The sequence below is a fragment of the Paenibacillus amylolyticus genome, assembly GCF_047302515.1.
GTDB lineage: Bacteria > Bacillota > Bacilli > Paenibacillales > Paenibacillaceae > Paenibacillus > Paenibacillus amylolyticus_G.
In genome coordinates this window covers 5899050-5910709 of the sequence record NZ_CP168019.1, presented here as the reverse complement: position 1 = coordinate 5910709, position 11660 = coordinate 5899050, and the positions used below count along the sequence as shown (strand labels likewise).

General features: G+C 45.5%; 13 protein-coding genes and 1 riboswitch. Of the genes, 12 read left to right on the top strand and 1 reads right to left on the bottom strand.

Translation table 11 applies throughout. From position 1 onward, the window contains the following. The first annotated feature begins 95 nt into the window (after window positions 1-95). The 4 genes from ACDJ59_RS25940 (at window position 96) to rsmI (ending at window position 3053) form a co-directional block, all read left to right on the top strand. A complete protein-coding gene (locus ACDJ59_RS25940; RefSeq protein WP_017691387.1) occupies window positions 96-896 on the top strand; it encodes a stage 0 sporulation family protein in 801 nt (266 codons plus the stop codon). 28 nt (window positions 897-924) lie between these two features. Continuing rightward, complete coding sequence (yabA, locus tag ACDJ59_RS25935) at window positions 925-1293, top strand: DNA replication initiation control protein YabA (RefSeq protein WP_017691386.1); 369 nt, start codon at window positions 925-927, stop codon at window positions 1291-1293. Window positions 1294-1388: 95 nt separating this feature from the next. Beyond that, the gene (locus ACDJ59_RS25930) at window positions 1389-2168 is read left to right on the top strand and encodes a tRNA1(Val) (adenine(37)-N6)-methyltransferase (RefSeq protein ID WP_413406657.1); all 780 of its coding nucleotides are present in this window, start codon (window positions 1389-1391) and stop codon (window positions 2166-2168) included. Beyond that, window positions 2169-3053, top strand: a complete 885-nt coding sequence (gene rsmI, locus ACDJ59_RS25925; protein ID WP_036606130.1) for a 16S rRNA (cytidine(1402)-2'-O)-methyltransferase — start codon at window positions 2169-2171, stop codon at window positions 3051-3053. 282 nt (window positions 3054-3335) lie between these two features. Here the strand turns inward: rsmI and ACDJ59_RS25920 are convergent, their stop codons facing one another. Next, window positions 3336-3590: an AbrB/MazE/SpoVT family DNA-binding domain-containing protein gene (locus ACDJ59_RS25920; protein ID WP_024633700.1), complete on the bottom strand. Its 255-nt coding sequence runs from the start codon at window positions 3588-3590 to the stop codon at window positions 3336-3338. A gap of 317 nt (window positions 3591-3907) precedes the next feature. Here ACDJ59_RS25920 and ACDJ59_RS25915 point away from each other — a divergent pair, with 317 nt between their 5' ends. The 8 genes from ACDJ59_RS25915 to ACDJ59_RS25880 all read left to right on the top strand — a co-directional run bounded on the left by ACDJ59_RS25915 (window position 3908) and on the right by ACDJ59_RS25880 (window position 11654). Beyond that, window positions 3908-5185, top strand: coding sequence for an HD domain-containing protein (locus ACDJ59_RS25915; RefSeq protein WP_413406656.1), 1278 nt, complete (start codon window positions 3908-3910; stop codon window positions 5183-5185). Window positions 5186-5509: 324 nt separating this feature from the next. After that, window positions 5510-6280, top strand: a complete 771-nt coding sequence (locus ACDJ59_RS25910) for a TatD family hydrolase (RefSeq protein WP_413406655.1) — start codon at window positions 5510-5512, stop codon at window positions 6278-6280. A gap of 241 nt (window positions 6281-6521) precedes the next feature. After that, window positions 6522-6775, top strand: a riboswitch (cyclic di-AMP (ydaO/yuaA leader). 273 nt (window positions 6776-7048) lie between these two features. Beyond that, a complete protein-coding gene (locus ACDJ59_RS25905; RefSeq protein ID WP_036606128.1) occupies window positions 7049-8233 on the top strand; it encodes a 3D domain-containing protein in 1185 nt (394 codons plus the stop codon). A 155-nt stretch (window positions 8234-8388) separates the two neighbouring features. After that, window positions 8389-8934 carry a ribonuclease M5 gene (gene rnmV, locus ACDJ59_RS25900; RefSeq protein ID WP_017691379.1) on the top strand — a complete coding sequence of 182 codons (546 nt, stop codon included), beginning with the start codon at window positions 8389-8391 and terminating at the stop codon, window positions 8932-8934. Between the two features lie 4 nt (window positions 8935-8938). Then, window positions 8939-9841, top strand: coding sequence for a 16S rRNA (adenine(1518)-N(6)/adenine(1519)-N(6))-dimethyltransferase RsmA (rsmA, locus tag ACDJ59_RS25895; protein WP_413406654.1), 903 nt, complete (start codon window positions 8939-8941; stop codon window positions 9839-9841). A gap of 59 nt (window positions 9842-9900) precedes the next feature. Next, entirely contained in the window at window positions 9901-10797 is an 897-nt protein-coding gene (yabG, locus tag ACDJ59_RS25890; RefSeq protein ID WP_017691377.1) for a sporulation peptidase YabG, read from the top strand. Window positions 10798-10950: 153 nt separating this feature from the next. Further along, window positions 10951-11226, top strand: coding sequence for a biofilm formation stimulator Veg (gene veg, locus ACDJ59_RS25885; protein ID WP_017691376.1), 276 nt, complete (start codon window positions 10951-10953; stop codon window positions 11224-11226). A gap of 251 nt (window positions 11227-11477) precedes the next feature. After that, window positions 11478-11654: a small, acid-soluble spore protein, alpha/beta type gene (locus tag ACDJ59_RS25880; RefSeq protein WP_017691375.1), complete on the top strand. Its 177-nt coding sequence runs from the start codon at window positions 11478-11480 to the stop codon at window positions 11652-11654. Window positions 11655-11660 lie beyond the last annotated feature (6 nt).

Genomic DNA, 11660 nt, shown 5'->3' with positions numbered 1-11660 from the left:
CTCCAATCATATGCAAACGGTTATAACTTCGGCCGGTTCCCTAAGAAGACGGGGCTTCAGACGAAGTGGGGTTGGCTTACAAGGGGGTTAATTTTTTGTACAGTGTAGTGGGTGTCCGTTTCAAAAAAGCGGGCAAAATTTATTACTTCGATCCCCTGGACCTTCCCATTGAGAAAGAAAACTGCGTTATCGTGGAGACAGCGCGGGGGGTTGAGTACGGTAAGGTTGTCGTAGGTAAGAAGGAAGTGGGCGAGTCCGATGTGGTGTTGCCGCTGAAGAAAGTCATCCGCGTTGCGGGCGATACAGATGCCCGTGTGGTTGATGAGAACAAGCGTGCAGCCAAAGAAGCATTCGGTACTTGTTTAAATAAAATCAAAGACCATGGCCTCAAAATGAAGCTGGTCGATGTGGAATTTACGTTTGATCGCAATAAAATTATATTTTATTTTACAGCTGAAGGAAGAGTTGATTTCCGGGAGCTGGTCAAGGATCTGGCAAGCATATTCCGGACACGAATCGAGCTGAGACAGATTGGTGTACGTGATGAAGCCAAGATGCTTGGCGGAATCGGACCTTGCGGCCGTGTGTTGTGTTGTTCTTCCTGGCTGGGAGACTTTGAGCCGGTATCAATCAAGATGGCTAAAGATCAGAGCCTGTCACTGAATCCGACGAAAATTTCAGGGTTGTGCGGAAGACTCATGTGCTGTCTGAAATTTGAGCATGATAACTATGAAAGTGTGAGAGAAGAACTGCCAGCTGTAGGCAAATTGGTCGTCACCTCATTGGGTGAAGGAAAAGTTGTCGGAATTAATGCCGGTAGCCGCACAGTCCATGTTCAACTGTTCGACATCAGTAAAGTCAAAGAACTTCCGCTGGATGACGTCGTTATCAAGTAAACCATAAAGGTTGCTTCGGGGTGGAAACTTGGAAAAGAAAAATCTGTTTACGCACATTCATGAAATGGAAACCCAACTGGGTCAGTTGCACGGTGATTTAGGAGAGTTAAAAATGATTGTGAAGGAGCTGCTTGAGGATAATCAGCGGCTTACCATCGAGAATGAGCAGTTACGCAAACTGCTCAAACGTGAGGCTCCGGCAGATCTGCCGATCTCCTCAGCACTCGCTCCTGTAGCAAGACCAGCAGGTCCGGCTACAGGCGAGGATGTTGTGGGTGAAGGGTATGATAATCTGGCTCGGTTGTATCACGAAGGCTTCCATATCTGCAACGTCTATTATGGACATTTGCGGACGGAAGGCGATTGTCTGTTCTGCCTGTCTTTTTTGAATAAATGAAGTGACCGTAGGGATCCCCTACGGTTTTTTTTCAAGGTTATAAACCTAAACTAAACGAACATGAGATATAGAGTACCGGAGGATGAGCGTAACATATGAAAGCAAATGAAGTTGTGTTACATGAGTCAGAGCGGATTGATGATCTGCTCTCTCATGATCTGAGAATCATTCAAAGTGATGAAGTGTTTAGTTTTTCGATGGATGCCGTATTATTAGCCCGGTTTGCTTCCGTACCTAAACGGGGTCGTGTACTTGATTTGTGTACGGGTAACGGGGTGGTTCCCATTTTGCTTACAACGCGTACGCAGGCTAGTCTGGAAGGGATCGAGATTCAGCCACGTTTGGCTGATATGGCGCGTCGCAGTGTGCAATTAAATGCATTGGATGAGTCGATTATGATTCGTGAAGGTGATTTGCGAGAACTGGTGAAAGAAACAGGACATGCTGTATACGATGCAATAACGGTTAATCCTCCATACATGCCTCTGAATGGCAGTGATCTCAAGATGAACACACATCAGGCAATGGCACGTCATGAGATCGGATGTACCCTGGAAGAAGTGATACAAGCTTGCAGTCGACTTGTACGTAATGGCGGCAAAGTATCGATGGTACATCGTCCGCAGCGCCTTGCAGAGATTATCTCGCTCATGCGCGAATATAAGCTGGAACCAAAACGGATTCGGATGGTACATCCCCGTGCTCATCTGGAAGCCAACATGGTGTTAATTGAAGGAATGAAAGATGGTAAACCAGAAGTAAGGATGCTTCCTCCACTCATTGTCTACAATGAAGAGGGGAATTACTGCGAAGAAATTATGGATATTTACTATGGTCAGCAACATGCTGAGCGTACTACGAAAGGAGGGCTTTAGATGACTTTGCATATTCAAAAAAGCTATGCGGAGCAGCCTGAAGGATCAGGCAAGCTCTATCTGGTTGGAACACCCATTGGTAATCTGGAGGATATGACCTTCCGTGCCATCAAGACATTGCAGAGTTGTGACATCATTGCAGCAGAAGATACACGCCAGACCCGAAAGCTGCTTACCCATTTTGAAATTACACCTTCGATGCTGTTTAGTTATCATGAGCATAATAAGGGGGCGAGTGGACCTGAACTGATACGCTATATAATAGAAGGAAAAAATTTGGCACTCGTCAGCGATGCCGGTTTGCCAGCCATTTCGGACCCTGGTTCTGACCTTGTACAGCTTGCACTGGAAGCCGGAATAACGGTCATTCCCATCCCGGGGCCCAATGCTGCGTTGTCTGCTCTGATCGTGTCCGGATTACCGACGGAGCGTTTTACATTCGGCGGTTTTTTGCCGCGGGAGAAAAAGGACATGCGAAAAGTGCTGGAGGCTTTTGACGAATCCAACGGGACTTTGTTATTTTATGAATCGCCTCACCGTATTCGGAAAACATTAGTTCACCTCGAAGAAATTCTGGGTGATCGCTCGATTGTCCTGGCACGTGAACTAACCAAGCGTCATGAGGAATTTGCAAGGGGCACTGTGAGGGAATGCATAGACTGGCTTGAAGAACATCCGCCTCTTGGCGAGTACTGCTTGCTAGTAGAAGGCATTAAGGAAGAGGAGCGTAAGGCTGAGCGCGAAGCATGGTGGCAGCTCATGTCACTCGCGGATCATGTCAGCCATTATGAGGGTGAAGGACATAACCGCAAAGATGCAATGAAAAAAACGGCTACCGATCGCGGTCTGGCGAAGCGGGATGTATATAATGCATTAATCGAGTAGTAATCTAACCAAATACCTTCTGTTGTGGGGAACATAACCTGAAAAGAAGCTTATATCCAACCTTAGTGGAATATTAAAAAGAGCAGAGTGGCTAAAAAAAATTCCGAACAAATTTCATCGTTCTCTCCCAGTTCGCGTGTGACAGAATCATTTTGGGTAATGGAACCCATAACATGGCAAAAAAATACCTTCCGCGGTGGGGTTCACACCGGGAAGGTCATTAAGGAATATTAAAAAGGTTAGAAATAACAATTTAGATAAGTCCAGTATACCTGGTTTTTCTTATTTTGTCACAGGTGCAGGGATTTCGGAAATACATTCGTTACAAACAATTTTACCTTTGAAGTAAGTAACGTTCTCTGCATTACCACAGAAGATACAAGCAGGCTCGTATTTTTTCAACATGATGCGCTCGCCGTCAACGTAGATTTCCAGTGCATCTTTTTCACCAATACCGAGCGTACGGCGCAATTCAATTGGAATAACTACCCGTCCCAGTTCGTCCACTTTTCTTACAATACCTGTTGATTTCATCATTATAATCAGTGCTCCTCTCAGCTAACTATCTTTGTCATTATTCGACATTATTTTATGTTTTATGATACTCATCATACCAACGATTCCCAAATCAGTCAACCTTAAAATTAGCTTAAAATTAAGGCTGTTTTTCACAAGGTTACTGGTGGTAAGGGATTGGAAGCCGTTTTTCGCATTTAAACCTCAATGTCAGCTTTGTCGATTTGGAAAACGACAAAACTACTTCATTCGACAAAGTTCGTCATATGTTGTCGAATCTTAGGTGAATCGCAGAGCTCAAAGCGTTAATATAAAAGAAATTAAAGGAGTGAGTCGACATGGAACAACGTTTAACGGAAGAGAAAGTATTCAAAGATCCGGTACATAATTATATCCACGTGCAAGATCCGGTTATATGGCAGTTAATTAACACCCCGGAATTTCAGCGTTTACGCCGGATTCGTCAGCTGGGTACTTCTTACCTTACCTTTCACGGAGCAGAGCATAGTCGGTTCTCACATTCACTAGGTGTTTATGAGATCACACGCAAGATCATCTCTCAATTTGAAAGAAGTCATTATTCGGATTGGCCGAAGGAAGAAAAGATTGTAGCTCTGTGTGCAGCTCTACTTCATGATCTCGGGCATGGGCCATTCTCTCACTCCATCGAGGAAGCTTTTGACATGAATCACGAAGATTGGACTTGTCGCATTATTACAGGTGATACCGAAGTAGGGGCGATCTTAAGACGGTATGCTCCTGATTTTCCTGAGAAAGTAGCGTCTGTCATTCAAAAAACGTATGAAAAGCCGATTGTGGTGAACTTGGTGACCAGTCCGCTTGATGCAGACCGAATGGATTATTTGCTCAGGGATGCCTATTTTACAGGTGTAAATTACGGCACGATTGACCTTGATCGTATCCTTCGGATGCTGCGTCCTTATCATGGGCGGATTGTAGTCAAGGAGTCAGGCATGCATGCTGTGGAGGATTACCTAATGTCTCGGTATCAGATGTATTGGCAGATTTACTTCCATCCGGTAACTCGTAGTTCTGAAATTATATTGCGGCAAATATTCAAGCGAGCGAAAACACTCCTACAAAATGGTTTTCAATTCCGCTTCATGATTGATCCACTCCCTCAACTATTTGAAGGAGAATTATCCGTGGATGAATATTTGCAGTTGGATGAAGCATTAATTCAGACGGCATTTACGCAGTGGCGCAAGGAGGACGATACTGTTCTGAGTGAGTTATGCGAACGTTTTATGGATCGCAAGTTATATAAGTATGTAGAGCTTGAACAGGTCGACTTGACAATGATGGAAGAGATTCGGGAAGCTTTTGTACAGGCTGGCCTCGATCCCGAATATGATCTTGAAATTGATTTTCCTTCGGATAATCCGTATGATGTGTTTCGTCCGGATGAATCCACAGATAAGCAGATTCTTCTTCTGGATCGGCAGGACAATTTACGTGAGTTGTCAGAAGTATCTGACATTGTCCGTTCCATCAGTGGGCTTCACCGAGGGAAACATCATTTGTATTACCCGCAAAACAAGGTGGATGCGATTATTCACAAATTACCGTCACATATACGCCCCTATTTCTTGTAATCGTGTGGGTATAATCCGATGAAGAATTTCGATATCAAAACACTTTCTAAAAGAGCTATTTTTCATGATACAGTAATCTGCTTTAATGGGGAGTATATGTAGATCGACATAATTTTGTAAATGCAAGCAGGCAGAATGAGCACAATTAGCAATATATAGATCAGAATATCCGTATATCTTCTATATATTGTAGTTGTGAAGAAACAAACGTAATGATGTAATACACAGATACCCAAAATGTTTTATGTATGAGTCATTGAATTATACAAATTGAATTTTGAAAAAGAAGATAGTCGTTATTTCGACATGAAGGGAGATACAGACATGATGCTGTTCGACACACATACACATCTGGATGCACCACAATTCGACGAGGACCGCGAGGACATGATTCAGCGTGCTGTGGATGCAGGAGTTGGTCGCATGATCAACATTGGCTTTAACCGGGAGACGATTCCAACCACAATGAAACTCGCTGAAACATATGACTTTATATATGCAGCTGTAGGGTGGCATCCCGTAGATGCGATCACAATGCAGGAGGGCGATTTGGAGTGGGTTGCATCTTTATGCAAGCATGAAAAAGTGGTTGCGATCGGTGAGATTGGATTGGATTATCACTGGGATACTTCACCAAAAGAAATACAGCATCGCGTATTACGACAACAAATTGCTTTGGCGCGTGAAGTGAACATGCCGATTGTCATCCATAATCGGGATGCACATGAGGATATCATAAGAATTTTGCGTGAAGAGAAAGCGGGTGAAGTTGGTGGTGTGATGCACTCGTTCTCGGGCAGCTGGGAAACAGCAAAAAGTTGTCTCGATATGGGCTTTCATCTTTCCTTCGGAGGACCGATCACATTCAAAAATGCAAAGCAGCCCAAAGAGGTGTTGGAGAAGGTTCCTATGGACCGATTTTTCATTGAAACAGATGCTCCGTATTTGACACCTCACCCTTATCGTGGAAAGCGAAATGAGACAGCGCATGTACGTCTGGTTGCAGAGGCAGCTGCGGAAATTAAAGGCATTTCGGTGGAGGAAATTGCTGCAATAACAACCAAAAATGCCATGGAACGATTTGGAATTCGTTAAAAAAACGAGTAAATGAGGTGAAAAAGGCAGGTAAGCGGAGTTAATTTGCCCTTTGATCCAAATAAATCAAGAATATTACAATATTTTAACCAAATATTCAGAAAAACGTACTTGATCAACGCTTTACAACATGCATCAAAACAGGATATCATCTTTTCAGTGAATTGTTGTGCGGAAAAATGGACAGATGTTCGGGGGATGAACAAAGGGACACTTTCCGATGAAACAACATTACTTTCATGAATCAGTCTCGCTGAGTCTCCGTTAACGGAGAGCGGGGGAACCAATAGGGCTTAAACATCGGTGTATTTGGCCGATGCGCAACGTTCGCTGACCCAAAAGCAGCGAAGGGAACTGCGAAGCCGTATTTGATTTCTTCTTTGGGTCTCGGGGTGAATTCAAGGGCGTCCGCCATGAGCGGGTGACCCAAGATAGGGCGGCTCTCTTTCGCCCGAACCCGACAGCTAACCTCGCAAGCGGAAAAAGAGAGGCAACCTCGTGCATGAATTTCCGATATTCAAAATCATTCGGAAGCCACGAAAGAGTTCCTCTTACACTCTTTCTTTGGCTTTTTTGTTTTTGAATAAAAGAAATATTGTCATCATACGGTAGGTATTCAGGAGGATGACATCATGTTGCGAAGATTGATTCATGGTGCAGAACCGGATTATGTTGGTCCGATCTGTGTTCTGTAGAAAATTTGGTATAGTCACGTCAAAGACATCATGCATTACTTTAGACGGCGAGGCTATGAAGGAGGACGGAGAAGTGGGCACATTCCAACCAGAAGAGACCCATGAGTCACGATCATCCAGTAAGTCTTTCGCGTTGCGGTGGAAGCATGAGAACATGCGTCAAATGGCATTGATCGCGATTTTCTCAATTGCGCTTACAATCATGATCTTGTTAGTCGTTTATGGTCAGGCCGGGAAACAAATTTCACTGGTTATTGATGGCAAAGCTCAGGTGGTAGAGACTCGTACAGGAATGCTTCAGGAAATGCTGGAGGAGCAGTCGATCACAGTCAGCCCTCACGATAAGGTATCCATGTCCATGAATGGGGCGATTACAGATGGAGACCGAATCGTTATTGAGCGGGCCGTTCCAGTTAACATTACGGCAGACGGAGACACCAAGACTCTGTATACAACCGATTCATCGGTAGAAGATGCAATCCAAAAATCAGGTATTCAAGTTGAAAGTAATGATAAAGTGTATCCGGCCCTTGGAACTGCGATCAAAGCGGAGATGAAGATCCGTGTAGTGCGCGTAACAAAGCGTACAGTGGAAGTAGAGCAACCGATCGCTTACAAAGTCATTAAAACGGCTGACCCTAGCTTGTACAAAGGGGATAACCGTGTCGTTGTGAACGGCAAAGAAGGCACAATTGTACAGCATATCGAAAAGGTATTTCAGGATGGAGAATTGGTCTCCAAAAAAATGGTCGGCAAATCTGTCGCGAATAATCGCGTAGATAAAGTGATCGCTGTCGGCACCAAAGCAAAACCGGTCGTGAAAGAACCTGAGATTCAGACCGTATCGGCTCAAACGTCAACAACCAAAAAGGCTACGACAACGAACTCGAAGAAAACATCTGCCTCGGGCAGCAAAGTGATTACCGTATCCGGGACTTCTTTTAAATACTCCAAAGTACTTAAAAATGTATCCATGACTGCCTACTCTTCCGAAGAGCCGGGCATTGGAACTAAAACAGCTTCCGGTACTCGTGTAACGGAAGGACGCACCATTGCGGTTGATCCCAAAGTCATTCCAATTGGCTGGTGGGTATATATCGAAGGTCTGGGATTCCGTCGTGCGGAAGATACAGGTGGTGCCATTAAAGGCAACAAAATTGATGTATATTATGACAGTGTGAAGCATGCCCTGAATTTTGGACGTAAGAAAGGCAAGACGGTCTACGTGATCGGTCCGGTGAAGCCGGAAGCGAACTAAAATCGTTTTACTTTGAAATGGAAATGCTATAAAATAGTTGCATGAATGATTCATGCGGAATATGCGGCGGAGGAGTCTGAATTCAGTCTCCCCCGCCGTTTGGCAGAGAAGAGGATATTCCTCTTCTTTTTGCGTTAGAAAGGAAGAAATGGAACATGATAAAAGAAGTCATTGTGGTGGAAGGCCGTGACGATACGGTAGCTATCCGTCGGGCCGTGGAAGCCGATACCATAGAAACAGGTGGATCAGCCATCAACCAACGCATTCTGAAGCGGATTGCGCTTGCTCAGGAGAGACGGGGAGTCATTGTACTGACAGATCCGGATCATGCTGGCGAACGCATTCGTAAAATTATTGCGAACAAGGTGCCTGGCTGCAAACATGCCTTCATTCCGGAAGCCGATGCAACGCGCAAAGGGGACATTGGGGTGGAGAATGCCTCACCCGAGGCGATCCGTCATGCTCTGGCGCGCGTACATACTTCATACGAAGGTGCTCCGAGCCTGATCGATTGGGAGGACCTGATCGCGGCAGGACTTATCGTGCATCCGCAGGCTGCTGCACGTCGCATGGAGATGGGCAATCTGCTGGGCATCGGTTATTGTAACGGTAAACAGTTCCACAAACGTCTCAGTGTATTTCAGATTACACGGGAAGAATTCTCTACAGCATTAGCGCAAATTGAACGTGAAGGATTGTGAGCATATGAAGGACATGGAAGAGACGATAGAAATTGCAACGCCAAAGCGAACGAAAGAGATTATTCAAAGACACGGATTCTCATTTAAGAAAAGTCTGGGTCAGAACTTTCTGATCGATCAAAATATACTGAACAAAATCGTTAATGCAGCCGACCTAGATGAGTCCAAGGGCGCACTGGAGATCGGGCCGGGTATTGGAGCCCTTACGGAGCGACTGGCTCGGGTAGCCGGTCCTGTCACAGCCGTAGAGATTGATCAGCGCTTGATCCCAATCCTGGGAGAAGTGATGCAGCCTTATTCGAATGTGCGTGTTCATCATGGGGATGTGTTGAAGCTTGATCTGGCTGAGTTGTTTAATACGGATTTTGCATCCGTGGACAAAGTCACTGTCGTGGCTAACCTGCCTTATTATGTAACGACTCCAATCATGATGAAACTGCTGGAAGAGAAGCTGCCGGTAGACAGCATTGTTGTCATGATCCAAAAAGAAGTGGCTGAACGCATGGCTGCTGCACCTGGATCAAAAGACTATGGCAGTCTTAGCATTGCAGTTCAGTACTACAGTATGCCGGAGCTTGTGTGTATTGTGCCTCCTACAGTCTTCATTCCGCAACCTAATGTGGAATCAGCTGTCATTAAGCTGAAAGTGCGTGAGCAGCCGCCAGTGGAGATTCCGGATGAAGCACACTACTTCGAAGTGGTACAGGCTTCTTTTGCCCAGCGGAGAAAAACAATCTCAAACAATTTGAAGGCACGTTTCTTCACAAAGGAGAACCGGGAACAGGCAGACATTCTGCTGGAGCAGGCAGGTATTCAACCGTCCCGACGTGGAGAGACGTTGAGTCTGCAAGAGTATGCCACACTCAGCACCGTAATGTGGGAAGCAGGGGTACGTGCAGCGCTGTAAAATTTGAATGAACCAAACCGGGTCTTTGCCCATACGATGGGGTAGAGGTGATTACGTTGATGAATATCGGAGACTTGGTCGTTCGGAAGTCATACGGCGGCGATGTGACTTTTCGGGTGGAAGGCCTCCAGTTGGATGCTGCGGTCATTAAAGGGACTGAGTTCCGGCTGATTGCCGATTCCCCGGTGGACGATTTGATACAGGTTCCCTACGAACCACAAAGCGCCAAGACCAGACAGGCGCATATTAAAGCACATCAGACCCTGTCCCGTCTGCAGCAGAATCGTATGGAACAGGCTGAGCGGAATCGTGAAGGTCTGGTACAGGATTGGTCTGCTCAGCAGGAACCGGCTTATTTTGAAATGCCTGGAAAGGTGCTTCATCTGGATGGAGATCCGAACTATTTGAAAAAAAGTATGGATCTCTATGAGCAACTTCGTGTGCCCGCAGAGGGACAGTATGTCCATGAATCGGCAATGGCAGATACCTTATACCGCTTATTACCCAAAGTACGTCCGGATATCGTAGTTATTACGGGTCATGATGGGGTGCTAAAGACACGTCAGCCCTATGACTTATATAGTCTTGGTAGCTACAAGAACTCGCAAAATTTTGTGTCGGCCATTCAGGTGGCCAGACAATATGAACGCCATCTGGACGCACTCACTATTGTGGCAGGGGCCTGTCAGTCCCATTTTGAGGCACTGCTGCGCGCTGGAGCGAACTTTGCCAGTTCCCCAGGCAGAATTCTCATTCATGCACTTGATCCGGTCTATGTGGCAGCCAAGGCCTCCTTTACCTCTGTGCGCGATACGGTCAACATGAGTGATGTTCTGCACAATACCATCAGTGGTAGCCAGGGTGTGGGTGGTGTCGAGACACGGGGGAGTTACCGGGTAGGTCTGCCTGGGCTGAATGATTTATCTACGCTAAAAGTGAACCCGTCGGCAGTCTGATGTAGGCCATTTAAAGTCCCAATTTGGGGCTTTTTTTGTTTGCAAAAAAATTCATTGACAACAACTTTTTGATACTGATATAATAATTAGTTTTGATTTGACAATGACTGTAAAATCCGGTATAATGGACAAGAAAAGAGGTGGTCGTCGACAATGGCTAAAAACACGCTGTTGGATATCAAACGCAATCTCGATGCACATATTGGTCAGAAAATTATGTTGCGGGCTAATGGTGGCCGCCGTAAGACCATTGAGCGTACGGGTGTATTGGAAGAAACGTACCCTTCTGTTTTTATTGTTAAGCTTGATGAGGAGCAAGAAACCTTCAAGCGAGTATCTTATAGTTATGCGGATATACTTACGGAGTCGGTGGAAGTCATGGTTTATGACCCGGGCAGCCAGACGCATAGCTCCTATATGGAGACGTAAGTATCGATTTACAGGCGATTCGCCCCACGGGTGGATCGCTTTTTTATGTTCTACAAAATCACCAATTTATCTTCTAAGGTAACCCATACATACGCAGGAATGAGCGAGGAACGGTCGCGGCATACTATATGGACAGGTGAAGGGACAGTTTCTTAAGCAATGCAGGAAACTGAATATGGCCTGGTGGCAAGATGTCCAAAACGTGAACGAACTCATCACATTATGTAGGATACTTTGGAGGAGGATGGTTCATGAGTCGCAGAAGAAGAAGTGTCATGTCAGAGGATCTGAAGAATGAGCTCGCGAAAGACCTGGGCTTCTATGACACGGTCCAACAGGAAGGTTGGGGCGGAATTAAAGCCAAGGATGCAGGAAACATGGTGAAAAGAGCCATTCAACTTGCTGAGCAGGCTGCGCGCAAATCTTAATCCGGT